The organism is Klebsiella ornithinolytica NBRC 105727 = ATCC 31898, assembly GCF_001598295.1.
GTDB classification, from domain to species: Bacteria; Pseudomonadota; Gammaproteobacteria; order Enterobacterales; family Enterobacteriaceae; genus Klebsiella; species Klebsiella ornithinolytica.
On sequence record NZ_BCYR01000001.1, the window covers coordinates 329,298 to 354,760 of the forward strand.

The 25,463-nt window shown below is 54.9% G+C and carries 21 protein-coding genes, 2 tRNA genes and 1 pseudogene; 13 read left to right on the forward strand and 11 right to left on the reverse strand.

Annotation, left to right across the window (positions count from 1 at the left end; genetic code table 11):
- Positions 1-3 precede the first annotated feature (3 nt).
- Together ybtE and ROR01S_RS01515 are read left to right on the forward strand one after the other, a co-directional pair.
- Positions 4-1,581, forward strand: a complete 1,578-nt coding sequence (ybtE, locus tag ROR01S_RS01510) for a yersiniabactin biosynthesis salycil-AMP ligase YbtE (RefSeq protein WP_064359028.1) — start codon at positions 4-6, stop codon at positions 1,579-1,581.
- A 129-nt stretch (positions 1,582-1,710) separates the two neighbouring features.
- Complete coding sequence (locus ROR01S_RS01515; protein ID WP_064359029.1) at positions 1,711-3,732, forward strand: TonB-dependent receptor; 2,022 nt, start codon at positions 1,711-1,713, stop codon at positions 3,730-3,732.
- Between the two features lie 243 nt (positions 3,733-3,975).
- Here the strand turns inward: ROR01S_RS01515 and ROR01S_RS27745 are convergent.
- The 4 genes and pseudogenes from ROR01S_RS27745 to ROR01S_RS01530 form a co-directional block, all read right to left on the reverse strand.
- Positions 3,976-4,089: pseudogene (locus ROR01S_RS27745) on the reverse strand (IS3 family transposase); the annotation flags it as partial.
- Positions 4,090-4,256: 167 nt separating this feature from the next.
- Positions 4,257-5,018 (reverse strand): DeoR/GlpR family DNA-binding transcription regulator, encoded by a 762-nt coding sequence (locus ROR01S_RS01520; RefSeq protein WP_048023871.1) that lies wholly within the window; start codon positions 5,016-5,018, stop codon positions 4,257-4,259.
- Positions 5,019-5,072: 54 nt separating this feature from the next.
- Entirely contained in the window at positions 5,073-5,999 is a 927-nt protein-coding gene (locus ROR01S_RS01525) for an ROK family protein (protein WP_048023869.1), read from the reverse strand.
- A 47-nt stretch (positions 6,000-6,046) separates the two neighbouring features.
- Positions 6,047-7,078 carry an SIS domain-containing protein gene (locus ROR01S_RS01530; RefSeq protein ID WP_048023867.1) on the reverse strand — a complete coding sequence of 344 codons (1,032 nt, stop codon included), beginning with the start codon at positions 7,076-7,078 and terminating at the stop codon, positions 6,047-6,049.
- Positions 7,079-7,295: 217 nt separating this feature from the next.
- On the opposite strand from ROR01S_RS01530, the gene ROR01S_RS01535 reads away from it, so the two are divergent.
- The 6 genes from ROR01S_RS01535 (at position 7,296) to ROR01S_RS01560 (ending at position 14,611) form a co-directional block, all read left to right on the forward strand.
- Positions 7,296-8,777 (forward strand): APC family permease, encoded by a 1,482-nt coding sequence (locus ROR01S_RS01535; protein WP_064359030.1) that lies wholly within the window; start codon positions 7,296-7,298, stop codon positions 8,775-8,777.
- Between the two features lie 16 nt (positions 8,778-8,793).
- Positions 8,794-10,389 (forward strand): choline dehydrogenase, encoded by a 1,596-nt coding sequence (locus ROR01S_RS01540; RefSeq protein ID WP_048023864.1) that lies wholly within the window; start codon positions 8,794-8,796, stop codon positions 10,387-10,389.
- A gap of 331 nt (positions 10,390-10,720) precedes the next feature.
- Complete coding sequence (locus ROR01S_RS01545; protein WP_015583967.1) at positions 10,721-11,653, forward strand: nucleoside recognition domain-containing protein; 933 nt, start codon at positions 10,721-10,723, stop codon at positions 11,651-11,653.
- A 105-nt stretch (positions 11,654-11,758) separates the two neighbouring features.
- Positions 11,759-12,013 (forward strand): histidine kinase, encoded by a 255-nt coding sequence (locus ROR01S_RS01550; protein WP_004864420.1) that lies wholly within the window; start codon positions 11,759-11,761, stop codon positions 12,011-12,013.
- Between the two features lie 134 nt (positions 12,014-12,147).
- The gene (locus tag ROR01S_RS01555) at positions 12,148-13,602 is read left to right on the forward strand and encodes an AMP nucleosidase (protein WP_004864423.1); all 1,455 of its coding nucleotides are present in this window, start codon (positions 12,148-12,150) and stop codon (positions 13,600-13,602) included.
- A 199-nt stretch (positions 13,603-13,801) separates the two neighbouring features.
- Entirely contained in the window at positions 13,802-14,611 is an 810-nt protein-coding gene (locus tag ROR01S_RS01560) for an HAD-IIB family hydrolase (protein ID WP_064359031.1), read from the forward strand.
- A gap of 306 nt (positions 14,612-14,917) precedes the next feature.
- On the opposite strand, the gene ROR01S_RS01565 is transcribed toward ROR01S_RS01560, so the two are convergent.
- From ROR01S_RS01565 to ROR01S_RS27670, 3 genes are all read right to left on the reverse strand, one after another.
- Positions 14,918-14,993, reverse strand: a tRNA-Asn gene (locus ROR01S_RS01565).
- A 126-nt stretch (positions 14,994-15,119) separates the two neighbouring features.
- Positions 15,120-16,556, reverse strand: coding sequence for an EmmdR/YeeO family multidrug/toxin efflux MATE transporter (locus ROR01S_RS01570; RefSeq protein ID WP_064359032.1), 1,437 nt, complete (start codon positions 16,554-16,556; stop codon positions 15,120-15,122).
- An 8-nt stretch (positions 16,557-16,564) separates the two neighbouring features.
- A complete protein-coding gene (locus tag ROR01S_RS27670) occupies positions 16,565-16,744 on the reverse strand; it encodes a DUF5951 family protein (protein ID WP_219173556.1) in 180 nt (59 codons plus the stop codon).
- Between the two features lie 6 nt (positions 16,745-16,750).
- Between ROR01S_RS27670 and ROR01S_RS01575 the strand changes: the two genes are divergently transcribed.
- Positions 16,751-16,826, forward strand: a tRNA-Asn gene (locus ROR01S_RS01575).
- Between the two features lie 187 nt (positions 16,827-17,013).
- Here ROR01S_RS01575 and ROR01S_RS01580 read toward each other — a convergent pair.
- The gene (locus ROR01S_RS01580) at positions 17,014-17,913 is read right to left on the reverse strand and encodes an alpha/beta hydrolase (protein ID WP_064359033.1); all 900 of its coding nucleotides are present in this window, start codon (positions 17,911-17,913) and stop codon (positions 17,014-17,016) included.
- Between the two features lie 290 nt (positions 17,914-18,203).
- Between ROR01S_RS01580 and ROR01S_RS01585 the strand changes: the two genes are divergently transcribed.
- The 4 genes from ROR01S_RS01585 (at position 18,204) to ROR01S_RS01600 (ending at position 22,273) form a co-directional block, all read left to right on the forward strand.
- Complete coding sequence (locus ROR01S_RS01585) at positions 18,204-18,908, forward strand: IclR family transcriptional regulator (protein WP_015583964.1); 705 nt, start codon at positions 18,204-18,206, stop codon at positions 18,906-18,908.
- 97 nt (positions 18,909-19,005) lie between these two features.
- Positions 19,006-19,401 (forward strand): GlcG/HbpS family heme-binding protein, encoded by a 396-nt coding sequence (locus ROR01S_RS01590; protein WP_004864432.1) that lies wholly within the window; start codon positions 19,006-19,008, stop codon positions 19,399-19,401.
- Complete coding sequence (locus ROR01S_RS01595) at positions 19,398-20,594, forward strand: MFS transporter (RefSeq protein ID WP_004864434.1); 1,197 nt, start codon at positions 19,398-19,400, stop codon at positions 20,592-20,594. The genes ROR01S_RS01590 and ROR01S_RS01595 overlap by 4 nt, the downstream gene beginning before the upstream one ends.
- A gap of 155 nt (positions 20,595-20,749) precedes the next feature.
- Positions 20,750-22,273 (forward strand): MFS transporter, encoded by a 1,524-nt coding sequence (locus ROR01S_RS01600; protein ID WP_480040307.1) that lies wholly within the window; start codon positions 20,750-20,752, stop codon positions 22,271-22,273.
- A 58-nt stretch (positions 22,274-22,331) separates the two neighbouring features.
- Here the strand turns inward: ROR01S_RS01600 and ROR01S_RS01605 are convergent, their stop codons facing one another.
- The 3 genes from ROR01S_RS01605 to ROR01S_RS01615 are packed head-to-tail and all read right to left on the reverse strand — an operon-like array spanning position 22,332 to position 25,090.
- Positions 22,332-23,117, reverse strand: a complete 786-nt coding sequence (locus tag ROR01S_RS01605; protein WP_064359034.1) for an aldo/keto reductase — start codon at positions 23,115-23,117, stop codon at positions 22,332-22,334.
- Positions 23,114-24,292, reverse strand: coding sequence for a glycerate kinase (locus ROR01S_RS01610; RefSeq protein ID WP_004864441.1), 1,179 nt, complete (start codon positions 24,290-24,292; stop codon positions 23,114-23,116). The genes ROR01S_RS01605 and ROR01S_RS01610 overlap by 4 nt, the downstream gene beginning before the upstream one ends.
- 18 nt (positions 24,293-24,310) lie before the next feature.
- Positions 24,311-25,090 (reverse strand): 3-ketoacyl-ACP reductase, encoded by a 780-nt coding sequence (locus ROR01S_RS01615; RefSeq protein WP_004864443.1) that lies wholly within the window; start codon positions 25,088-25,090, stop codon positions 24,311-24,313.
- Positions 25,091-25,463: the final 373 nt, after the last annotated feature.

Here is a 25,463-nt window from a genome sequence, read left to right on the forward strand (position 1 = left end):
TGTATGCATTCTTCTTTTGAATCTCTGATTAAACCGTATCCCTTCCCCATTGCCGAGCAGTTGCGCCACTGGGCGGTCCGCTATGCCTCGCGAATTGCCGTCGTTGATGCACAGGGTTCACTTACCTACAGCGCGCTTGATGCACGGGTCGACGAACTTGCCGCAGGTCTGTCCTCACTGGGTTTGCACCCGGGGGAGCAGGTGATTGTGCAGCTTCCTAACGGCAACGCGTTTGTGATCCTGCTGTTCGCCTTGTTAAGACTGGGCGTTATCCCGGTTCTGGCGATGCCCTCCCAACGGGCGCTGGATATCGACGCGCTGATGGCGCTGGCGCAACCCGTCGCTTACGTTATTCACGGGGAAAACCACGCAGAGCTGGCCCGCCAGATGGCGCATAAACACGCCTGCTTACGTCATGTTCTGGTTGTAGAAGAGCGCGCAGGCGACGATTTTACGCCTCTCTTCTCGCTGCGCGGTGAACGGCAGGAGTGGCCGCAGCCTGATGTTTCCGCCACCGCGCTGCTGCTGCTCTCAGGCGGCACAACCGGGACGCCAAAGCTTATCCCGCGCCGGCATGCCGACTATAGCTATAACTTCAGCGCGTCTGCCGAACTGTGCGGCATCAGTCAACAGAGCGTGTATCTCGCCGTCCTCCCCGTGGCGCATAACTTTCCGCTAGCCTGCCCCGGCATTCTGGGAACGCTGGCCTGCGGCGGAAAAGTGGTGCTGACCGACAGCCCCAGTTGCGATGAGGTGATGCCCTTAATCGCTAATGAAGGAGTCACCCACGTTGCTCTGGTTCCGGCGCTGGCGCAATTGTGGATCCAGGCCAGAGAGTGGGAAGAGAGCGATCTCTCCTCTCTGCGCGTCATTCAGGTGGGCGGCGCCCGGCTCGACCCGGCGCTTGCTGAGCAGGTTATCGCCACCTTTGACTGCACCTTGCAACAGGTCTTCGGTATGGCGGAAGGGCTGCTCTGTTTTACCCGGCTGGACGATCCGCGAACCACCGTTCTCCACAGCCAGGGACGTCCGTTGTCTCCCGAGGATCAAATCCGAATCGTTGATGAAAACGAGAACGACGTCGCCCCGGGCGAAATCGGGCAGTTGTTAACACGCGGCCCTTACACCATTTCGGGCTATTACCGCGCTCCTGCTCACAACGCGCACGCCTTTAATGCGCAGGGGTTTTACCGCACTGGTGACAATGTCAGGCTGGATGAGGCGGGAAACCTGTGCGTTGAGGGGCGCCTAAAAGAGCAGATCAATCGTGCCGGAGAAAAAATCGCCGCGGCGGAAGTCGAATCGGCATTGATGCGTTTAGAAGAGGTGAAGGATTGCGCCGTGGTCGCCGCGCCGGACACGCTACTTGGCGAGCGGATTTGCGCATTTATCATCGCGCAACAAACACCATCTGACTATCAGCAGCTACGTCAACAGTTGACCAGTATGGGGCTCAGCGCGTGGAAAATCCCTGACCAAATCGAGTTCCTGAACCACTGGCCGCTCACCGCCGTCGGCAAGATAGACAAAAAGCGCCTGACGGCTCTCGCCATCGACCGCTATCACCCTTCTGCCCAATAAGCGTAACCCTACCCGAAACAGGTTGAAATAAACCCGTTTCGGGTAGCAGCGCAATTAGAAATGGTTATCATTTTCAACTCAATATTGTCGGTATTTTGGCGCTTCGCCGTTTTACAGGGACTCATAACAATGAAAATGACACGGTTTTATCCTCTGGTTCTGGGAGGTTTTTTGCTTCCTGCCATTGCCCATGCCCAAACTTCCCAGCCGGACGAAAGCACGATGGTGGTAACCGCCAGTAAACAATCTTCTCGTTCGGCCTCAGCCAACAATGTCTCTTCTACCGTTGTCAGCGCGCCGGAGTTAAGCGACGCCGGCGTGACCGCCAGCGACAAACTCCCCAGAGTCTTGCCCGGGCTCAATATTGAAAATAGCGGCAACATGCTTTTTTCAACGATCTCGCTACGCGGCATCTCTTCAGCCCAGGACTTTTATAACCCTGCCGTCACCCTGTATGTCGATGGCGTCCCTCAGCTTTCCACTAACACCATCCAGGCGCTAACCGATGTGCAAAGCGTAGAGTTGCTGCGTGGCCCGCAGGGAACGTTATACGGCAAAAGCGCTCAGGGCGGGATTATCAACATCGTCACCCAGCAGCCGGACAGCACGCTTCGCGGCTATATTGAAGGTGGTGTCAGCAGTCGCGACAGTTATCGTAGCAAATTCAACCTGAGCGGCCCCATTGAGGATGGCCTGCTGTACGGTAGCGTCACTCTGTTACGCCAGGTTGATGATGGTGAGATGATTAACCCCGCGACGGGAAGCGATGATCTAGGCGGCACCCGCGCCAGCATAGGGAATGTGAAACTGCGTCTGGCGCCGGACGATCGGCCCTGGGAGATGGGTTTTTCCGCCTCACGCGAATGTACTCGCGCCACCCAGGATGCCTATGTGGCATGGAATGATATTAAGAGCCGTAAGCTGTCGCTCGGCGAGGGTTCACCAGACCCGTACATGCGGCGCTGCACTGACAGCCAGACCCTGAGCGCGAAGTACACCACCGCTGACTGGGTTTACAATCTGATCGGCGCCTGGCAGCAGCAGGATTATTCGCGAACCTTCCCTTCTGGCTCGTTAATCGTCAATATGCCCCAGCGCTGGAATCAGGATGTGCAGGAGCTGCGCGCCGCCACCCTCGGCGATACGCGTACCGTTGATATGGTGTTCGGGTTGTATCGGCAGAACACCCGCGAGAAGATAAATTCGACCTACGACATGCCGACAATGCCTTATTTAAGCAGCACCGGCTATACCAGCGCTGAAACTCTGGCCGCCTACGGTGACCTGACCTGGCATTTAAGCGATCGTTTTGATATCGGTGGCGGCGTTCGCTTCTCACATGATAAGGCCAGCACGCAATATCACGGCAGCGTGCTCGGTAGCCCATTTGGCGACCAGGGTAAGAGCAATGACGATCGGGTGCTCGGGCAACTCTCCGCAGGCTATATGCTGGCCGACGACTGGAGAGTGTATACCCGCGTAGCCCAGGGATATAAACCTTCCGGATATAATATTGTGCCTACGGCGGGTCTTGATGCCAAACCGTTCATGGCAGAGAAATCTATTAACTATGAGCTTGGCACTCGCTACGAAACCGCCGATGTTACGCTACAAGCCGCAGCGTTTTATACCCATACCAAAGACATGCAGCTCTACTCAGGTCCGGTCGGGATGCAAACTTTAAGCAATGCGGGGAAAGCCGACGCCACCGGCGTTGAGCTTGAAGCAAAATGGCGGTTCGCACCGGGCTGGTCATGGGATATCAATGGCAACGCGATCCGTTCCGAATTCACCAATGACAGTGAGCTGTATCGCGGTAACCGGGTGCCGTTCGTGCCGCGTTATGGCGCAGGAAGCAGCGTAAACGGCCTGATCGATACCCGCTATGGGGCGCTGATGCCCCGACTGGCGGTCAATCTTGTCGGGCCGCATTATTTCGATGGCGACAACCAGCTGCGGCAAGGCGCTTACGCCACTCTGGACAGCAGCCTGGGCTGGCAGGCGACTGAACGGATGAATATTTCCGTTTATGTCGATAACCTGTTCGATCGTCGTTACCGTACCTATGGCTATATGAACGGCAGCAGCGCCGTAGCGCAGGTCAATATGGGTCGCACCGTCGGTATCAATACGCGCATTGATTTCTTCTAAGAGTGTATAAAGGGGTGCTGTCACCGCACCCCTCTCACAACTGAATTGGTATTGTGATCATCACAGACCAAAAACCTTATTTACCCATCCTCGGGAAGCCGCGGAAATTTAAACCTCTCGTAGAACAACCCGTACCTGGATGCCCAAATTACCTCTCACCGCAATATCTGCAATATTTCCCGAAGTAAAAAGTCACCTCTCCGGTTAACTTATTTAGCGTTCTGACCAGTTAAAAATTCAGTATTCTGTCCGGTGCATCCGGTTGCACCGTTCGATAAAGGTATTCGGTGCTGTCCGACCGGGTTTGATAAATACCAACATGACACCATCCCTTTCAACCTGCTGCGTCAGGGCCAGCACCGGGTCATATTTAACAAGGTCGCTTAAAGAAACTTAAGCGGCCTTTTTACTTTCTCTCGCTACGCCTGTTCCCTACTCTTTGGTTTCGGATCGTGAGTGCCACAGCCTTCCATCTGATTTGAAAAGACCTCGCCGCGTAATAGCCCTCGTGACCTCCCCGCCCTTTACATACTCACTATTTCCAGTTTATCACCGTAGCGCTTAACATCTTTGATAGCGCGCCGATCGTCAGTGATAACCCGGGTAATAAGATCCAGGCCGCATACATGTGAGAATGCTTTATGACCAATTTTAGAACTATCGGCTAGCACTATTGTCTGGTTTGCCGCTGCGATCATCGCCTGTTTTACAGAGACTTCTACCGTATTGATGTTGGTAATCCCGCTATCGAAATGAACGCCCTCAGCGCCAAGAAACGCCCAATCAGTATGCACGTTCGCAAATTTACTGAGGGTATCCGGTCCAACAAGGGTATACACATTATTGAGCATCACTCCGCCAGCGACATGCAAAGTGATAGACGGATGCTGAGAGAGCTGCATGGCGATCATCAAATCGTTAGTAATAACGGTAATATTTTTTCTTTCCCGCAGCGCAACGGCCAGCTGATATACGGTTGAGCCATTATCCAGAATCAGCGTCTGACCATCTTGAATACAGGCCAATGCCGCCTGGGCTATTGCACATTTGGCCTGAACGTTCATATCACGCCGCACGTTCCAGGGAGAATCGCCATCCAACGAGTCTTGCTGCGGCAGAACGCCGCCGTGGGTGCGCAACAGGCGACCATTCTTTTCAAGAAACGCTAAATCACGGCGAATGGTTGAGCTATCAACAGAAAAAAAAGCGGATAGCTCGCCGCTATTGATGTATCCCCGCTCATTGATCAGCTCGATAATTTGATTTCTGCGCTCTGTCGCGGTCATTGACTACATCCCATGTGATATGCACGATTTCGTGTGAATAGTAATAGTAATCAGCTAAATAAGCAAAGTCGCATCAGGAAGAAGCCGGGTTGCTCCCATGGCTCCGGCAGTATCGCCAAGCAGCGAAATATGAATATCGCGATTAATCTCGAAACCCGCAGCGCGCTGAAGAACACTTTGCAGACCCTGTTCGAACAACGGATAGAGTGACGCCGCGCTGCCGCTCAATACCGTCGTGTCAGGACCGTACGCCATCAAGAGAGATCCCAACCCTTTCCCGACCTGCCGTCCATACTGATAAAACACGCTGGCTATCTCCGGAGACTGCCGGCAAATTTCCAGCCAGTCGACCAGGCGTTGCCGCCGATAATCAACCTCTGGCACTCGTTCCATGAGCGTAGTTTGCAACCAGCTACGTGCAGCCAGGCTTTCCCAACACCCGGTCAGACCGCAGTAGCAAACCCGCTCATCATCACTGACAGCAATATGCCCGGCTTCCGGATGGCTGCCGTTTGCCATCCGAAACGGCTTACCGCGATCGAGCAATGCGACCCCTACTCCGGTACCCAGTGTCACCATCAACATCCGCGAGCTGCCAATCCCCGCGCCAAAATGGTGCTCGCCCAATGCGGCTGTCGTAGCATCGTTATCCATTCTGACCGGTACCTGCAGACAGGTTTCCATCTGTGCCGCGAGAGGAAAACCTGAAAAAGCTGGCAAGGTATACGGATTATCAATCACCCCCGTCTCGACATTAACCGGCCCGCTGGCCCCGATACCCACGCCAATAAGTCGGGTACCGTAGGGAAGCAAGCCGAGAATACTCTGCGCTAATATCGAAACTCGCTGTCGTTGTGCGAGATCGGCAAACGATGCTGTCGATATCGTCGTGGAGGCCAAAACACGCTCTTCACGCATAATAACAATCCGGATGCCCGTCCCCCCCATATCAAGGCCAGCACAAACATTTGGCTGCATCATCTCAACCTACTCTCCCTACCGTGTATGCCGACAGCGCCGACGGAATATTAAATTTTTACCGTAATTTTCTGTCCATAGAAAAACTGGCCTGGCACCAGTCCTTTCGCTTTCGCAAACGCTACGGTCATGTGCTGGATGTACAGCATCCCGCCAATCAGGCGTAATAAAGCTTCACCGGACGAGGTCGGTAGATGTACTCCATTCCCATAACGTTCTGGTCCAATAGTCACCACGGTCGTACCATTGGCACCCAGCTCCTCAGCAAGGTGGGTCAGCGTTTCACTGCCTTTATCGCCAATCAACAGAGCCAGCATTCCTTCGCCGGAGGTTTCCATTGGACCATGTCGGAACTCACCACCAAGATAACCTTCTGCGGTCATTTTGCTGGCCTCTTTCAAAATGAGTGCCCCCGTCATAGCTGTTGTGCCATCAGCCCCAATACCAATTAACGCAATGCGCGGCTGTGAATGGCGAAATAGCGCCTCGGTTAAAGGATGTACGAAGGTATCTTCGGCAATTAGTCCGGCAACATGTGGTAAAAATGCCGTCAGTTCTGCCAGTAATGAAGCTTCACTCTGCCCGGTCAGCGCCAGGAAAATACGATACTGCGCGACCAGAGTATTGAGATAGCTTTTCGCGCTGACGGTGGACTCATGCCCAGATTTCAGCGTAACCACAATATCGCTTTGCTTTGCCAGCTCGCTGGTTTCGCCATTCGTGACGCCAATGATAGTCGCCGGTCGCCGTTCCCCTTTCAACATATCCAGTAGTGCCACCACTTCACCACTCATTCCTGACTGAGACGTTAGCCACAGCAGGGTATCCGACGTAACAAGCTCAGGCGTATCCATCAATTTCCCTGCATCCACGCGCCATACGGGTAATCCCATCGCCAGCAGTTCACGCTCCACCGGGATGGTTGCATAGTCTGATGAGCCCATACCTGATAACACAATTCGCCCGAAAGCGTGCAAATCCAATTCACCTAATGCCGGCGGTAAGGTATAAGCAAGCTGCGCCTTTAGCGCAGTGACCTGTTCATGAAGATCGGCTTCGTATGGACTGTCCTTAAGTGACATAAGTTTACCCTCTTTGTTGATGATGTTTTCATGCTACATGCACGAATTCGTGCAGTCAATATTAAAAAAACGCTATACAAGTCACAAAAAGGCGAATAAATCATCTCGACACACAATATCAGGCGTTGACTTGCACGATTTCATGCATACATACTCCCCAACGAAACATATCAACAACATTTGATGAATTTTCCTAACACTGAACCAGGAGTTTTCAATGAAAGCCGATCGTTCTTCCATTGGGCAAGAGACGGGTTTGCAGCGTAACTCGATTGGCCTGCCTACCGTTTTGATGCAAAGCATTGCGCAGATAGCCCCCGCCGTGGGGGTACTGACCACGATTGCATTTAATACTCAGCAGGCAGGCCTGAGCGCACCTTCCGCCTACATTGTGGCTTTCATCATCGGCCTCATCGTCGCGGTTTCGCTGGCACAGCTGGGGAAACACTTTCCATCTGCGGGAGGGTTCTATACCTACGTGAGCGCCACCGTCGGCCCGAGCGCAGGTTTTATCGTCGGCTGGATGTATTCATGGATAGTGGCACTGATTCCGGGCGGACTGGCTGCCTATACCGGTTTTGTTATGCAAAATGAAATTGCCAGGAACTACGGAATTCATATTCCCTGGCAGGCTATCACGTTGTTTATTTTGATTCTGGTCGGAACGGTGGCCTACAGAGGCATTAAAACCTCCGGAAAAATGCTGACTGTCTTATCGGTTTTCGAAATTCTTATTGTCGCTGCCCTGGCATTATGTGGTCTGCTTTCACCCGGTGAAGGGGGCGTCACACTTGCTGGCTTCCTGCCAACCAACGCGCCAACCTCTCACGGTTTTTTCCTGGCCGTGGTTTTATCCATCTTTGCGTTCACCGGCTGGGAAGGTGCGGCCGCCGTTGCAGAAGAGGCACGCAACCCGCGGAAAGTCATTCCTCAGGCTATCGTAGGCTCTGTCATTTTACTGGGTATTTTTTATGTCTTCTGCGCATGGGGAATTCAGTCCGGCTGGGGAATTGCCCATATGGACACGCTAGGAGCGGCAACGGAGAACCCGGCACTAACCGTCGCGCATCGTTTGTGGGGACCGGCGTGGGTACTGGTATTACTGGCGTTACTGAACTCTGGTATCGCGGTCTGTATTGCTTGCACGGTTGATGCCACGCGTAACTGGTTTGCCATGGCTCGCTCAGAGACCATGCCGGTATGGTTGAAAAAAGTGCACCCACAGCATCGTACGCCGCACATCGCAATTCTGACCCAAACCTTGTTAAGTCTGGTGATTGGCCTCATTGCGGGATCTCTTGTCGCCCCCGATCAGGTGTTCTTTATGCTGGCCACACTCGCGACCATTATTTATGTTTTCGTCTACATAATGGGCAATATCGGCGTGATCCGCTTTTTCACCACAACCATGCGCAAATCGTTAAGCATTACGATGCACATCCTGTTCCCCATCTTTTCCAGCGCAGTCCTGCTGTGCGTCCTCTACTATTCTCTGTTTCCTTTACCGGAGCCGCCGGTCGGTTACGCGCCGGTTGCCTTTGCCGGGCTATTACTCATCGGCTTATGGCGCTTATATAAGCTGAAAAGCAGCGGTCAGCGCCGTTGGAAAGCGTTATCACTATATGTTGTCGCCAATGAACCCGAACATACCGATATTACGTCATCTGCCAGACAACAATCCGTATCCATTAAGTCATAAGAGTCAGGTTAAAAACATGGTTAAACATATTCAGGAGTTTGATTATCTGGTGATTGGCGCAGGTTCCGCAGGCTGTGTGATGGCAAACAGACTCACGGCCAATCCTGAAATACGCGTCTGCCTGATAGAGGCGGGCCCACGAGATAACAGCATCTTTATCAAGATGCCCGCAGCGCTGACCTTTCCGATTGAGAGCGATATCTATAACTGGAAATTTGAAAGCGAACCAGAAACAGAACTCGGCGGTCGCACCATCGGTCAGGCGCGCGGGCGCTGTCTGGGAGGAAGCTCATCGATCAATGGGATGGTTCATGTCCGAGGCCACCACAAAGATTATGACAACTGGAAAAATCTAGGCGTCAGCGGTTGGGATTTTGCCGACTGCCTCCCCTTTTTCAAAAAACTGGAAAACTTCGAGGATGGACGCGACCCCGAACGCGGGGGTCATGGTCCAATCTCCGTAACACGCAGTAAAGCAGACCATCCTTTGTATCAGCGTTTTCTCGACGCTGGCCAACAGTTTGGCCTGAAAAATGCCGGGGACTATAACAGCGGTTCTCAAGAAGGCGTCCACGTCACTCAGGCAACGATTCGCAACGGGGTACGGTGCAGTACCAGCCTGGCTTATCTCAAACCTGTGGCAAACCGACCGAATCTGACCGTGATGACCGACTGTCTGGTCGAGCGTATTCTTTTTTCTGGTACAGAGGCGACAGGCGTGACATTGCAACATGGCGGAACACGCCAGGATATTCACGCCTCTCGCGAGGTTATTGTGTGTGCAGGAAGTATTGGCTCTCCTCATCTACTCCTGCTGTCAGGCGTGGGCGACCGGGCGCAGCTCAGCAAGCACGGCATAGATCTCGTCACCCATCTTCCTGGCGTCGGCGCCTGCTTGCAGGATCACGTTGTGGCCCCTCTGCGTTTTCGCTCCCCGGCAGGAGTCTCTATCTGCAAACAGCTTAATATGCTGGGACGTCTCAAGCTCGGAGCTGAATGGTCATTATTCAAATCCGGGTTAGGGGCGACGAATTTCTTCGAAGTTGGCGCTTTCTTTAAGAGCAGCGATGACGTTGACTACATCAATATGCAGCATGAATTTTTACCTTTCCTGGCCGATTTCCAGTCAGGAAAAGTGCATATCGCCGATGGGTTCCAGTATTTTGTCAGCCAGATGCGTCCTTACAGTCGGGGGTCCGTCTCACTTCGCTCGGCAGATCCTCGGCAAAAACCCGTGATTCGCTTCAACTATTTATCCGACAAACGGGACATTACGGAGATGATTCAGGGGATCAGGAAAACATTGGAAATGGTTCATCAGCCCGCATGGGAGGGCTATCTTAGCGGATTTGTCGACACGCCTTCGCTCTCCGCAAGTGATAGCGAGATAGAAGCCTGGCTACGCCGGGTAGCAAATACGGAACATCATCCGACCAGCACCTGTCGTATGGGCAGCGATGAGATGGCGGTTACGGACAATCAGGGCCGGGTTCATGGCCTGTCGAAATTACGTATCGTCGACGGTTCCATCCTGCCGCGTGTCCCCACCGCCAATATCAATGCGCCTATTATTATGGTGGCTGAGAAAATTGCGTCCGAAATGATTCGCTAACTTCCCCCGGTGACGATATGTGTCGTCACCGGGTTATTTTCTGATGGCTTCGCTGATGACGTTAGTTGGCCATATAGTTGACCATATTTTTCCAGATAGCATCCCAGGTCGTTAACGCATCGAATGAAAAAATATCTCACCAACAGCCCTCCTCATTCAAAACCGAAACACGACATATAAACCGCAAGCCGTCATATTATGAAGTCATATCGTTAGCTTATTCTTTCATTTCATTGCTGGACGGCTGATAACGGGTAGCCGTATCATTTCCGTCTGACGAGGATTATGATGATGACCATTATCATTTCGCTATTCGATGATTGAGAGTTAAATGGATCTTATCGGCATTATTATGTCGGCGGGAAAATCTTCCGTTGATGTCGCGCTTTATACGCTATTGCCCATTATGGTCGTCATGCTGATGATCATGAAATATCTGGAAGTCCGCGGAGTCCTGGACGTTATCGTCCGCTGGGTCGCGCCGCTGCTCAAACCTTTTGGCCTTGGCGGGATGAGCGCCTTCGCGTTGATTCAGATTAACTTCGTGAGTTTCGCCGCCCCGTTGGCGACGCTGGCCATTATGGATAAGCGTGGCGTCTCGGATCGCCAGATGGCCGCCACGCTCGCTATGGTCTTTGCCATGGGCCAGGGCAACGTCTTTTACCCTCTCACTCCTTTCGGACTGCACTGGATGGCCTCGATTTGCATTTCGATTATCGGCGGTCTGTGTGCGGGGGCGGTCACCTGGCACGTCATCGGGCGCCGTCTGTCAGTGATGGAGAATGCCCGGGCGGAGGCGCTACCCAACGCCGAACAAAACAGCCAGGGGGTGATTGCGGTCATTAACAATGCGGGATCAGATGCCATTCGTCTTGCGCTCGGCGCGGTGCCGATGCTGATCCTGTCATTAACCATCGTCGGGGTGATGCAAGCGGCCGGCATCATCGGCATGCTTCAGCATCTGCTGATGCCGCTGCTGCAGTGGCTGCATATTCCAGTCAACTTTGTCCTTCCTGCGCTGGTCAAATGTATCGCAGGCGGTACCGCCTATTTTGGCGTGGTCTCTGAACTGCTGCAGCAAGGCAAAGTCACCGTCAGCCAACTCAACGCCTCAGCCGGACTATTAATTCAGACCTTCGATCTGCCCGGCATTGGTATATTCCTTGGCGTGAGCTCGCGCTTTGTTCGACTGTTCCGCTTTGCCGCCCCTGGCGCGATCATTGGTATTCTTATTCGGACCATTATGCATGTGACGATATTCTGAATCTTTTCAGATTAAACGCATCCTAAACCATTAGGCTATTCTTATTGTAAGAAAAGAGGTAACGGGCAATTATCGCCAGGAATAGCGCAGATCAGGGAATGTCTTATGGAATGGCGGATAAAAAAAGTACAATCATCTAAGAACGCACAAGACTATTACGCAGTATTACAAAGCGCGCATTTATTGGTGATTGCCGAAATCACCACCCGGCAATGCGCTTTGCAGTGTGGGGATAAACTCACGCCGCTGGCAAATGCCCTGTATTGCCTCAATGACAATCCTGCTATGACATTAAAAGTGATAAAAGCCACGCACTTCAGCAGCGAACGTTGGGCGGAAATCACCCAGCCTGGGCAATAAATCAGCACCCGACCCTGCAGCAACAATATTTAATTCAATCACTTTCACCGTGGAACGGCTGAAATTCCCCTTCGCTCTTTTCCGTCTGTGACATACTATCAAGCATGTCAGCAGACCTGAAAAAAGGAGCGAAGATGAACCACAAGGCCGCCAGTCTGACCCCGGAACAAGCGCTGAATCAGCTTGAACTGCAGTATGAGCGTTCGGTCAATGCATTACGTAAAGCCATCGGCGAATATATCAACCACAGCGTTCTCCCGGATGACGACGATCGAGCTAACGGCTTGTTTGTCTATCCGCAGCTGTCCGTTTCGTGGGACGGCGCAGACCATAAAGCGCTAAAAACCCGGGCCTGGGGCCGCTTCACCCATGCCGGTTGCTACACCACCACCATTACCAATCCTAAGCTGTTTCGCGCCTATCTGCTGGAGCAGCTCACGTCGTTGTATCAGGATTACGGCGCGCATATCAGCGTCGGGCTATCGCAGCATGAAATCCCTTATCCGTATGTCATCGACGGCTCCGCCTTAACGCTCGATCGTTCGATGAGCGCGGGCCTGACCCGCCATTTCCCGACCACCGAGCTGTCGCAAATTGGCGATGAAACCGCAGACGGGCTGTTCCATCCCACCGAACACCACCCGCTTTCTCATTTTGACGCCCGCCGCGTCGATTTCTCTCTCGCGCGCCTGCGGCACTATACCGGGACACCGGTCGATCATTTTCAGCCGTACGTTCTGTTTACCAACTATACCCGTTATGTTGATGAGTTCGTGAGCTGGGGGTGCAGTCAGATTCTCGATCCTGACAGCCCTTATATCGCGCTTTCCTGCGCCGGCGGGATCTGGATAACCGCCGATACGGAAGCGCCGGAGCAGGCCATTTCCGATCTGGCGTGGAAAAAGCATCAGATGCCCGCCTGGCATCTGATCACCAAAGATGGCCAGGGTATTACGCTCATTAATATTGGCGTCGGCCCGGCGAACGCCAAGAACATCTGCGATCATCTGGCGGTGCTGCGCCCTGACGTCTGGCTGATGATTGGCCACTGCGGCGGTCTGCGTGAAAGCCAGACCATCGGCGACTACGTGCTGGCCCACGCCTACCTGCGTGATGACCACGTTCTGGATGCCGTGCTGCCGCCGGATATCCCGATTCCCAGCATTGCCGAAGTACAGCGCGCGCTGTACGACGCTACCAAGCAAATCAGCGGTATGCCTGGCGAAGAGGTTAAACAGCGGCTGCGTACCGGTACGGTGGTGACCACGGATGACCGCAACTGGGAGCTGCGCTATTCCGCCTCGGCGCTGCGTTTCAACCTCAGCCGTGCCGTGGCCATCGACATGGAGAGCGCCACCATCGCGGCCCAGGGCTACCGCTTCCGCGTCCCGTACGGCACATTGCTATGCGTCTCCGATAAGCCGCTGCACGGCGAAATTAAGCTACCGGGCCAGGCCAACCGCTTTTATGAAGGGGCAATCTCCGAGCATCTGCAAATAGGTATTAAAGCTATTGATCTGCTGCGCGCCGAGGGTGACCACATGCATTCGCGCAAGCTGCGTACCTTCAACGAACCGCCGTTCCGCTAACCTTTCACCCTCTTTATCCGACGCCATTACGGGTAAAGAGAAAGCGACAAAGCGGTCTCGCGACCGACCACCATCGGCCCGCCCACCGGCGGGCTTTCTCCCAGCGCCGGACTTCAGCCACGGTATAACTCATCGCCTTCCGTTATAACGCCTGCGACCCAAAGCGCGATAACATCGTTTCTTTATATTGGGAGTGGATATGCGACCGCTTGCGCTGGCATCACAGGGACTCTTCTCTTCGGTGCAATATGTTCTGACCGATATGGATGAAACGCTCACCTTTCGCGGACGGCTTTCCGCCGCCACCTATGCGGCATTAGAGCGGCTGCAGTCTGCCGGTATCCGGGTGATACCCGTTACCGGCGCCCCGGCAGGATGGTGCGATCAGATGGTCAGAATGTGGCCTGTCGATGGCGTCATCGGCGAGAATGGCGGCTTTTTCTTTCAGCGTGCCGCCGATGGCCATGGGGTAAACCGCTATTTTTGGCATGCGGACAAGCAGGCCGACGTGCAGGAAAAACTCACCGCGATTGCGCGGAAAATCACCGAACAATACCGGTGGGCAACCCTTGCGGCAGACCAGCCCTTCCGCCTGTCCGGCCTGGCCTTTGACCTGCCCGCTCATACCGTGCGCACTGACACGCTGCGTGAGTCGTTGCACGAGGCCGGGTTAAAGACCACGGTGAATAATCTATGGGTGCTGGCCTGGTCCGGGGAATACGATAAGTTAATCATGAGCCGTCACGTCCTCAGGACCTTTTACCACCTGGATGAACGGGCCGGACTGGAGAGCGTCTTTTATAGCGGAGACTCTGAAAATGACGCCCCGATGTTTGCCGGATTCAGACATACCCTCGGTATGAGTACCCTACGCCATCACCTGGCGACCATCCCGACGCTGCCTGCGTGGATAAGCGTGGGCCCCGGGGGAGACGGTTTTATCGAAGGGGTGGATAAAATACTGGAGCACAAAACAGCGCCGGCATCGCGGCTTAAGGCCGGGCTTTAATCCGCCGGTAGCCGTCAGCAGGCATAGAGAGAGTTGACCTTCCCGCCAGGCGGAAATCGTTTTATCCCGGGCGGTCGCTTTGGGGGCGGGTATCGGCACTCTCTTTTCACCGCCCGGCATCCGGAGCACATCTTGCGGGAACGGCGAAGTCAGTAGATGAAAGCGAATGCCTGACGGCGATAGCAGCGCCCCCCTCAGGGCCCAGCAGTCGCGTGGGTAGGACGGCGCGGGATTGTGGTCGGCTATCGGGGATAGCGTTGAAAGCAAAAAGCCCGCTTAAGTTTCCTTAAGCGGGCTTCTTAAATATGGCTCCTCTGACTGGACTCGAACCAGTGACATACGGATTAACAGTCCGCCGTTCTACCGACTGAACTACAGAGGAATCGTGTGAACGGGGCGAATATTAACGGCGCCGCCGGGCCTTGTCAAAGGCTGTTTTCACAATTTAAATCGTTTGCCGATTTATTCTCCACTTTGGGCAAAAAGTACCGTTACGCCTGAAAAATGGTTATGTTTCGTCCACTTGAATCTTGCTGCGCGGATATTTCCATAGCCAGCGCCCGCTGACCATTCGACTATAGAACAGCACGCCGCGCACCGCCCAGTCGAGCACCATTCCCAGCCAGACGCCAATCACCCCCATTCCCAGCACAATGCCCAGGGTATAACCCGCTACGACACGGCAGCCCCACATTCCCAGCATCGACACCCACATGGTGTAGCGCACATCGCGCGCGCCTTTAAAGGCGCAGGGCAGGATCCACGAAGTCGCCCAGATAGGCATAAAGAAGGCGTTGAGCCACAGAAGCTCTTTAACCACTACTTTGACATCTTCTTCGCTGGTGTAGAAAGAGGCAATAAGATTGGCAAACGGCGCCGTCCCCCAGGCAATCACCGTCAGAACGATGGTGGATAACCAAAAAACATGCCACGCCTGGCGCTCTGCCTGTCCGATTTGCCCTTTCCCCAGCCGTTTACCGGTAATAATCGTCGAAGCGGAACCCAGCGCGTTCCCCGGCAGGTTAATCAACGCAGCGAAGGAAAAAGCAATAAAGTTGCCGGCGATAACGTTGGTCCCCATCCCCGCAACAAACATCTGCGTCAGCAGCTTGCCACCATTGAACAGGACCGACTCAATACTCGCCGGGATGCCAATGCCCATCACTTCCCAGATAATCGCCAGATTGAACGGCTGGAAGTAGCTCTTCAGCGAGATGCGCAGCGCCGGGTTAAAACCAATTGCCAGCACCCAGACTATCGCCACGGCGCCAATATAGCGGGCGATGGTCAGCCCGAGACCGGCGCCGACAAACCCCAGACCCGGCCAGGAAAAAATGCCGTAGATCAGGATGCTGCTGATAATGATGTTGAGGATGTTCATCCCGCCATTGATCAGCAGGGGAATTTTGGTATTCCCCGCCCCGCGCAGCGCTCCGCTGCCAATAAGCGCAATGGCCGCCGCCGGGTAGCTCAAGACCGTCAGCTCCAGATAGGTCAGCGCCATGGCCTTCACCTGCGCCGAGGCATCGCCGGCGACAAAATTAATGATCTCGCGGCCAAATGCATGGATCGCGACCGCCAGCAGAACAGAGAACAGCGTCATAATCGCCAGCGATTGTCTTGCCGCCGCCCTCGCCCGCCGCCGGTCGCGTTTGCCGAGGCTAAAGGCGACCACCACCGTGGTGCCGAGATCGATGGCGGCGAAGAACGACATAATCACCATATTAAAACTGTCGGCCAGCCCCACCCCGGCCATGGCCTCTTTTCCCAGCCAGCTGACGAGGAACGTACTCAGGACGCCCATCAGCAAAACGCAGGTGTTTTCGAGGAAAATCGGCACCGCAAGAGGGCTGATTTCACGCCAGTAAAGTACACGATAACTTTTACGCTTTTTGAACCAGGTGGTGCGTCCCAGGACCTGGCTTACTGCGGAGGTGACGTTCAAAGGAGACCTTAGTGAGAAAAGTTGAAACTACATTTCAAATAATGATAGAGAATGAGGGATCCTGCAAAACATTTTTCCTTATTAATTGTCGGTAATAGCAACAAATTGTTGATGGAAGCGGCAGTTGAACATTTGCGGGCAAATTGATGTTTGACAAAATTTTTTTCGCCGCTAAGATACGACTCCACAACGATTCCTCTGTAGTTCAGTCGGTAGAACGGCGGACTGTTAATCCGTATGTCACTGGTTCGAGTCCAGTCAGAGGAGCCATACATAGAAAAGCCTGCTTTCGAGCAGGCTTTTTGCTTTTCTGCGCTCAGCGAAACAGCCCCTGCCATCGGGAGGAAGATGCCCCCCGATGCGACAGACCGCGCCGGCGGCTCGCTTAAATTATCACCTCGCGCCCTCTCAGTGACAGCGCGTCAGGAGCGATGCCTCGCCGAGCACACCGTTCGGGCTAGCGGTGTTCGCACCGTTGCACGCCGCTCTCGCCAGCCGTAGCGATATGCAGCAAAGCACTCCGGAAGGAGGCATTAAACATCGGCCCGTGCGTCAGCCCCGGATAATGCCAGTAGGTGGCTGCCAGCCCCTCCTCCTTCAGGAGGGAAACCGTGTTACGCACTCTGCTCAGCACACCGGCCGCGCCGGCGGCGGCGCTGCTTCCCGACGGGTCGTCGCCCTCCAGTAAATAGAGCTGCTTGTGGCAGGCCTCTTGCTTATTAAGCGATTCCATTCTCGTCAGCAGGGCGAAATTATCTCTGCCCAGAGAGGGGCTGGCCGCATAATAAAAGTGGAAGAAAGAGGAGCTTAACCAGCTGTCCAGTACGAACAGCCCGCCGAAGGAGTGTCCCCAGAGGCCTCGTTTATTGGGGTCGATGTTAATATTTTTTTCTACCGTCGGGGCGATGCGCCCTTCCAGCAGCCGGCGGAACGTCGCGCTGCCGCCGCCCTCGCGCGTATAATGGCCGACGGCAACGGCCCCGGCCCCCTGCTGCACCGCAGGCGTATAGTCGTAGGCTCTGGCGCGGGTGTCGAAAGGCAGCGGCGTCTGGTAGCCAATCGCCACAATCACCGGCGGCGTTTTTTGGGTCAGCTGTTTCAGTAGCTCATCAGACAAGCGGTCCATCAGCGCATTACCGTCCAGCATATACAGGACCGGGTAGCCCGATGGCGGCGGCGATGTGTCAGGTACGCCGGTCCAGACCCGGTAGTGCCTTTTGCCATCCGCAGAGTCAAACTGATGAACGCTGAAGTGATATACCGCAGACCCGCGATCGGCAATATTCGGCCCCAGCGGTTTCATATCCGGTTTCGCCGCGCTTTTTCCGGCGTACAGCAGCGCCATACAGGAGAGCATGCAAGATACCGCGATGCGCTGGACCCTGTTTCGGGACGGATGATCCTTCCCCTGTTGATACTCTCTCTTCACCTGTTTTTCCCGTATCACTCTGGCGGATAAGCCTTATTCACGTAGCGCCATGATGATAATGGTTAGCAATATCATTTTCAATTACGCAAAAAAGTGACGGCACAGGAGCGCGCGGCAATCGACACGCCGTATTGTATCACCGGTCTTTTTTATTCATTATTCGCCCCATTATCTGCCCCGCCATTGAGCGTCGGGATCGACAACAGAGAGAAACATCGATGATCGATGAAAGTCGTAAAATTCAGTCCGTAGAACGGGCGATGAATCTCCTTGAGATCATCGCTGAGCAGGGTGGCGATGCCCGATTAGTCGATCTGGCCCGCCGGTCGGCACTGCATAAAAGTACGATATACGGGTTGCTGAATACTTTAGCGTCAATGGGGTATATCACCCGTAACGGCACCCGCTACTCGCTGGGTCTGCGCTTAAGAACCATTGCCCAGACGCTGATTGATGCCGACCAGGAGGTGAAATCCTTTTTCGCCCCGTTGCTGCAATATGCGGCGGAAATCAGCGGCGAGGTGTGTTATCTGGCGGTGCCGTGCGGAACGCGCGAATACCTCTACCTGGATGCCATCGATGCTAACGGCCCGCTGCCGGTATTCAGCGCGCGTGGCCGCAGAGAAGGCATGACCACCTCAGCCATCGGCAAAGTGCTCCTCGCCGATAAAGCGGAAATTATTCGCAGCCTGCGCCGGGCGGACGGGATGTCCGCAGAGCTGGAAAAAGAACTGCAGGCGATTATCCGTCAGGGCTATGCCGTTGATCTCGAAGAAGCTGAATGCGGATTGCACTGCCTGGCGCTCCCGCTACGTCAACACGGGAAAATTGTTGCCGCGCTGGGTATTTCCGGCCCCTCTCAGCGCCTGAGCGCAGAGCGAATCAACCACCTCGTCACACAATTGATGCGGTGGAAAGTTTGACATTATCAAACAATAAGCGGATATCTCCCTCCCCTGTTTCTTCATCCCGGCCGTTCTGGAATCATCAAAACACCTGTTAACACGAGGAGTTTTGAAAATGAAATTAGAGCAGCTTTCCCGGGATGTGATTTTACGTGCCTCAACCCTGGCCCGTGAGCGAGGTTTTTCGGTTTCAATTTGCGTCGTCGACGATTCAGGCCTGCTGCGTCAGTTCCTGCGTATGGACGGTGCGGTTGCCGGAACCATTGACGTATCGATCAAGAAGGCGCGCACCGCCGCCTTATTTGGCGTCGACAGCATTGACCTTGGCGAACACGCCCAGCCCGGCGGGGCCATCTATAGCCTGGAATACACCAACGGCGGATTAATCAGCTTTGGCGGCGGCGTGGTACTACATGATACGAATGGCGACATACTGGGCGCCGTCGGTGTCGCGGGCGCCACGGTTGAACAGGATCAGTCTATCGCCCAGGCCGCTGCAGGTGAACGATGAGTCAGAAAACGCCAATACATCCGGGGATTTGGGCCCTGGCGGTGACCTCTTTTGCCATTGGCGTAGCTGAGTTCATTGTTGTCGGGGTTCTTCCGGCCATCGCGCAAGATCTCCACGTCTCGTTGGCCGCGGCGGGTAAACTGGTCGGACTCTATGCGCTCGCACTGGCGATTGGCACGCCGCTGGCGGTACTGGGTCTGGCGCGGTTAGCGCGTAAAACGGTGTTGTTGAGCCTGATAACGCTATTCCTGGCCGGCAATATCCTCTCCTCGCTGGCGGACAGCTACCCGCTGCTGCTGGCAGGCCGGGCCATCACCGCGGTGGCGCACGGCAGTTTCTTTGCCATCGGCGCGACCGTGGCCAGCCGCCTCGCGCCACCTGGGCAAGGCGGACGAGCGATTGCTCTGATGTTTTCCGGCCTGACGTTAGCCATGGTGATCGGCGTCCCGCTGGGCAGCCTGATCGGAAATAGCGTCGGGTGGCGGCTACCGTTTTACGCCGTCGCCGGGCTGGCGGTGATAGCGTGGGTCGCCACGGCAATCTGGGTGCCCCGGCTGGCCGTACCTGAGGCCGGTAAAACCGTCACGCAACTCGCGGCGTTACTGCGGCCGGAAATTCTGGCCATGATGGCGATAACCGTCACCGGCTTTGGCGCCAGCTTTGCCGCGTTCACGTTTATTACGCCGATCCTGACCGACATCAGCGGCTTTTCATCGCAGACCGCGAGTTTGCTGCTGATTATTTTTGGCATCGCCACGCTAATCGGGAATCAACTCGGCGGCAAACTGACGGTGACCCGGGGCTGGACATCTGCATTACGCCGGATGCTGTTGCTGCTGGCAGTTACCCTCATTTTACTGGCCGTGGCATTACCCTGGCGCCTGCCTGTGATGGTCCTGTTATTCCTGTGGGGACTGCTGGCGTTCGGGATGTCACCGGCTTTTCAGGCCGGCATGCTGAGCACCGCTGAACGCTGGACGCCAAAAGCCGTCGATTTTGCTTCAGCCTTAAATATTGCGGCGTTTAATTTGGGGATAACCCTCGGTGAAACGCTGGGCAGTGCTGTCGTGGCGAAGGGGCTGATGGCGATGACCCCCTTAGCCGGTGTACTCCTGGTAACGATAGCTCAGCTCCCGCTGTTTTGGTTAAGCAGCCGATTTACCCGGGATGCACGCCGCGCCCATCGGGCGTAGACCGCTGCTTTTTTCACGTTCCCCTGCTGCCGGTAACGGCGTGACTGGTGGTTAATGAAATGTGATCTACGATCAAAAGTAACTAACAAGTTGGTTACTTTTAGATATCAGTGAACTATGGTACTGCGAACTCGTTACTCAGATAACAGGCGTATATCATGGCAAGAAAAATCACGTTAAAACACTATCTCAGCTACGGCTCAGGGGATTTTTTTGGTATGGGAACGACGGCACTCACCGGTGCCTGGCTGCTGTTCTTTTATACCAATTTCTGTCACCTGAGCGCGGTTGAAGCGGCATCCATTTTCGCCATTGCGCGAGTCTTCGATGCCATCGCCAGTCCGTTAATGGGCTATATTACCGATAACTTCGGCCATACTTTTCTGGGGAAAAAGTTTGGTCGCCGCAAATTCTTTATTCTGTCGGGTATCCCCGCCGTCTTTTCCTACTGTTTTATCTGGGTCAGCGATATGGGTTACCTCTATTATCTGTTGACCTACCTTGTCTTCGAACTGGTCTACAGCATGGTTCTGGTGCCGTATGAAACCCTGGTTCCGGAAATGACCGATGACTTCAAAAAGAAAACCCGCTTCTCAGGGGCCAGAATCTCTTTCGCCCAGCTGTCGTACATCATCACGGCCTACCTGCCGGCCCTGTTTTTTAGCTGGTATGGAAAAGATAACCCCCACGCCTTCTTTTATGCCGGGCTGGTGATTGCCATCATCTGCGCCATCGCCCTGACGTTGGTGTATTGCAATACGTGGGAACGAGAGCGCAGCGTTGACCAGCAGGCGCCGCCTGCGGCGTCCGGATCTTTACTCAAGCGTTTTTTCAGCGACGCACTCTCCACCCTGAAAGTGAAAGCCTTCCGCACCCATCTTGGGATGTATCTCGGCGGGTTTATCGCCCAGGATGTATTTAATGCCGTTTTCACCTACTACGTCATCTACGTCCTGTTCCAGACCGCCACCGTCTCCTCCGAATTGCTCGGCATCATGTCCATCATGCAGCTGATCGCCGTACTCTGCATGATCCCACTGTGTATTCATTGGGGCCCCGCCCCGGCCTATCGTCTGGCGGTGGCCTTTTTTGCGCTTGCCTGCCTGACCTACGGTTTTTTATGGCTCGGGGATTTTACCCATCTTGCCGTATTGATGCTGGTCTCGGCGGTAGCGGGCTTCGGTCGCGGCGGTATTAACTATATCCCGTGGAATACCTACACCTATATGGCCGACGTCGACGAAGCGATCACCGGTCTGCGGCGCGAAGGTATTTTCGCCGGCGTCATGACCATGACGCGTAAGGCATCGCAGGCGGTCGCGGTGATGCTCGTCGGCGTTCTGCTGCAGCTGGCGCATTTTAATCCCGGCCAGCCACAGCAACCGGCGTCGGTGCATTACATTATCCTGGCCGTACTCAGTCTCGGCACCACTCTGCTTCTGATTGGCGGTTACCTGGCGTCACGTCGCTTTACGCTGAATATCAAAACGCATGCGGTACTGCGCGAGGAGTGCGACAGAATGCGCCTCGCCGGCGGGCCACTCGCCCCCGCAAGTCCGCAAAACCAGCGTATTCTCGAGGAGATTACCGGTCTGCGTTATCAGGAACTGTGGGGGAACAACTCGGTTTCACGTCTTAGCCGCCAGCCAGACGCTGACACGGTCACAGCGTCAAAATAAACAATAACGGGGAAGGCGATACTCGCCTTCCCCGTCAGACACCGCCGCATAACGCGGCTTACACCATCACAACGCGATAATTGGCACTTTTTAATTCGGCTATCTGCTGCATGTGGATATGGGACAGCGTAAAATCGAGGATCGCGAAGTTCTCAGCCATTCTCTGCGGATCGGAGGACATGGTATTTGACTGCACGCCCGACTGTAAAATCCAGCGCAAAATAATTTGCGCCGGCGTGCGGGCATAATATTCCGCCAGACTCTGAATAAGCCGGTATTTAAGCACTTCCCCCCGGGCTATTGAACAGTATGAGGAGAGCGGGATTTGCGTAGCGACCGCGGCCTGCAATAAGTTGCTTTGATCCAGCAGCGGATGGAACTCCACCTGATTGACAACCAGCGGCGCGGCAATGGCTTCACGTGCCCTTACCATCTGCTGCGGAGAGAAATTACTTAAGCCGATATATTTCGTCAGCCCTTGCCGCTGCGCCTGTTCCAGCAAACGCAACGTGGCGCTGAAATCCTGCTTTGGCGGACTATGCAGCAACAACACATCCACCTGTTCAACATTCAATGCCGCCAGGCTTTGCGCCACCGAAGCCATAAACCGCTCAGCGGAGTAATTCGCCGGCAGCACTTTGGTGGTAATACAAAGTTCGCTGCGAGCGACGGGATGATGACGCAGGACTTGCCCAATCTCCTGTTCATTTTCGTACATCTGCGCGGTATCAATCGCCCGATAGCCCACGTTCAGAGCCTGTTCCAGGGCCGTCATTAATCTCTCTGCGCGCAGTTTATAGGTGCCAAAACCGCGGATAAACTCGGGCTGATAAAGAATATTCATGCTTTTTCCCTCAACGGAGGGCGCTGGCGACAAACCGCCTGGCTCGCAGCCAGATGCCACAACGAGGCAATATTGAACGCCGTCGATTCCAGCAGAGCGGCGGCTTCGCGCAGCGCGCGTTCATAGGAGATAATGCCAGGAACCAGCGAAAATGCCGAACGGAGCCCGAGCGCGTACAGCGCTTCATAACCACTGCCGAGCGACCCGGCCAGCGCAATACTGGGGCAACCGTGGGCATGCGCACGGCTGATCACGCCGGCAGGCCCTTTGCCGCGACTGGTCTGGGCGTCAAGGCGCCCTTCACCGGTAATCACCAGATCGGCCCCGCGCACCTGCTCATCAAAGTTAAGCGTGTTGAGCACAAGATCGATGCCGCTGGAGATATCGGCTCCCAGTATCCCCTGCAGCGTAGCGCCCATTCCGCCGGCCGCACCACCGCCCTTGAGGCTGGCGATATCCGTTCCGGAGCGGCCCCTGAGAACGCTGGCGACCCGGGCGAGGTTGTTTTCAATTCTCAGCGCCGTGTGCGCGGTCACCCCTTTTTGCGGACCAAAAACGGCCGTAGCGCCCTGCTCGCCGAGCAACGTATTGTTCACATCGCAGGCCAGCTGGAACGTTACCCCGGCTAATCGCGGATCGAGACCGGAGCAATCAATCTCAGCCAGTTGATCAAGTCCCCCGGCGCCCCACGAGACCTCGTCTCCGCCGGCGGTGGTACAGCGACAGCCCAACGCCTGCAGCATGCCAATCCCCCCCTCATTGGTGGCGCTGCCGCCCAGACCAATAATGATTTTGTCGACCTCGCGATCCAGCGCCGCGCGAATGAGCTCCCCGACCCCATAGCTGGTCGCTATCAGCGGGTCCCTCTCCTGCGGCGCCACCCACTGCAAACCGCAGGCGGCGGCCACTTCAATGACCGCCGTTTTCCCATCCCCCAGCAGGCCAAAAAAACCGTTCACCGGCCTTCCCATCGGCCCGGTAACCGGGACGAAAATCAGCTGTCCGGCGGTGGCATTAATCAGCGCGTCAACCGTGCCTTCGCCGCCATCGGCGATCGGCAGTTTCACGTATTCCGCATCTGGCAGCGCTCTGCGCAGACCGCGTTCGATAGCATCAGCCACCGCGCTGGCGGAGAGGCTCTCCTTGAAGGAGTCCGGGGCAATAATTATTTTCATCGCATTTACCTGCTTAAATCAGAAACGGGGAACCAGCATTCCGCCATCGGCGCTAATCACCTGACCGGTTAAATAGGGCATTCCCCCGCTGGCGAGGGTGGTCACGATCGTGCCTATCTGAGCGGGAGTCCCCAGTTCCGGCAACAGCGTTAAGCCTTCATCAACGCGCTGTTGATACATGGCCAGCGAGGGCTGGGTCATTTCGGTGACAATCAGCCCCGGCTGGATATCAAAAACCTGCACTCCGGCCTGCGCCAGTCGCGCGGCAAACAGTTTCGCCACCATCGCCGCCCCGGCTTTCGACACGCAGTACTCTCCGCGATTGATGGAGGCCGCGGAGGCGTTCGAAGAAGAGACCACGATCAGGCTGTAGTGCAGTTCTGGCTGGCAGGTGCGCGCCAGCAGGCGTCTGGCAAAAGCCTGACAGAGGAAGAACGTGGCGCGGGCGTTAACCGCCTGACAGCGATCGTAGCTTTCCGGCGTCACGTCGAGGAGATCGCCGCGGCTGGTCACCGAGACGCCGGCGTTATTCACGAACGTCGTCAACGGTCCTAGCGCATTTTCCGCCCGCGCCAGCATCCTGTCGTGCAGGCTGATATCCGCCACATCCCCGGGGATCGCAACCGCATTCACCCCCCAACCTTCCAGCCGCGCTACGGATGCCTGTAGCGTGGCGGAATCCTGATAATCATTCAGCGCAATATCAAAACCGGCCTGCGCCAGCTTCGCAGCAATCTCAAAACCAATGCCGCGAGCCCCGCCGGTGATAAACGCAACCTGTCGTGTTTTAACCGTCATTTTTTCGTCCCATTGTTGGTTGAGCATACGCCGAAATCATAGCGACGGCTCTCGCCACTTGTAAATAAATAGTTACTTACAAATGTCAAATATGCGATCCAGGTAGATAGCGGAGTTGAGGGCAAGATCGTCAGCAAAATCTTTGTGACTGATCTCCCAAACGCAAGCAAAACACCGCCCGCAGAAAAATAACAACAAAAACAATATAAATCATAGCGATAAGAGTAATTCGCTGGCAAAGAACCGTCACACCGGCGCTGACGCATTTGCCAACGGTACATTCATAAATTATCAGTAAAAACAAATAACTAGATAATTCCTAATCAGATGAAAACGCCAGGCAAACTGTCTCTCTCCCCCTTCATTGCCAATT

What these genes read in the sequence shown, in the direction of transcription:
- ybtE (WP_064359028.1), top strand. Translation starts at nt 4, where the DNA reads ATGCATTCTTCTTTTGAATCTCTGATTAAACCGTATCCCTTCCCCATT.
- ROR01S_RS01515 (WP_064359029.1), top strand. Translation starts at nt 1,711, where the DNA reads ATGAAAATGACACGGTTTTATCCTCTGGTTCTGGGAGGTTTTTTGCTT.
- ROR01S_RS01520 (WP_048023871.1), bottom strand. Translation starts at nt 5,018, where the DNA reads ATGACCGCGACAGAGCGCAGAAATCAAATTATCGAGCTGATCAATGAG.
- ROR01S_RS01525 (WP_048023869.1), bottom strand. Translation starts at nt 5,999, where the DNA reads ATGATGCAGCCAAATGTTTGTGCTGGCCTTGATATGGGGGGGACGGGC.
- ROR01S_RS01530 (WP_048023867.1), bottom strand. Translation starts at nt 7,078, where the DNA reads ATGTCACTTAAGGACAGTCCATACGAAGCCGATCTTCATGAACAGGTC.
- ROR01S_RS01535 (WP_064359030.1), top strand. Translation starts at nt 7,296, where the DNA reads ATGAAAGCCGATCGTTCTTCCATTGGGCAAGAGACGGGTTTGCAGCGT.
- ROR01S_RS01540 (WP_048023864.1), top strand. Translation starts at nt 8,794, where the DNA reads ATGGTTAAACATATTCAGGAGTTTGATTATCTGGTGATTGGCGCAGGT.
- ROR01S_RS01545 (WP_015583967.1), top strand. Translation starts at nt 10,721, where the DNA reads ATGGATCTTATCGGCATTATTATGTCGGCGGGAAAATCTTCCGTTGAT.
- ROR01S_RS01550 (WP_004864420.1), top strand. Translation starts at nt 11,759, where the DNA reads ATGGAATGGCGGATAAAAAAAGTACAATCATCTAAGAACGCACAAGAC.
- ROR01S_RS01555 (WP_004864423.1), top strand. Translation starts at nt 12,148, where the DNA reads ATGAACCACAAGGCCGCCAGTCTGACCCCGGAACAAGCGCTGAATCAG.
- ROR01S_RS01560 (WP_064359031.1), top strand. Translation starts at nt 13,802, where the DNA reads ATGCGACCGCTTGCGCTGGCATCACAGGGACTCTTCTCTTCGGTGCAA.
- ROR01S_RS01580 (WP_064359033.1), bottom strand. Translation starts at nt 17,913, where the DNA reads ATGCTCTCCTGTATGGCGCTGCTGTACGCCGGAAAAAGCGCGGCGAAA.
- ROR01S_RS01585 (WP_015583964.1), top strand. Translation starts at nt 18,204, where the DNA reads ATGATCGATGAAAGTCGTAAAATTCAGTCCGTAGAACGGGCGATGAAT.
- ROR01S_RS01590 (WP_004864432.1), top strand. Translation starts at nt 19,006, where the DNA reads ATGAAATTAGAGCAGCTTTCCCGGGATGTGATTTTACGTGCCTCAACC.
- ROR01S_RS01595 (WP_004864434.1), top strand. Translation starts at nt 19,398, where the DNA reads ATGAGTCAGAAAACGCCAATACATCCGGGGATTTGGGCCCTGGCGGTG.
- ROR01S_RS01605 (WP_064359034.1), bottom strand. Translation starts at nt 23,117, where the DNA reads ATGAATATTCTTTATCAGCCCGAGTTTATCCGCGGTTTTGGCACCTAT.
- ROR01S_RS01610 (WP_004864441.1), bottom strand. Translation starts at nt 24,292, where the DNA reads ATGAAAATAATTATTGCCCCGGACTCCTTCAAGGAGAGCCTCTCCGCC.
- ROR01S_RS01615 (WP_004864443.1), bottom strand. Translation starts at nt 25,090, where the DNA reads ATGACGGTTAAAACACGACAGGTTGCGTTTATCACCGGCGGGGCTCGC.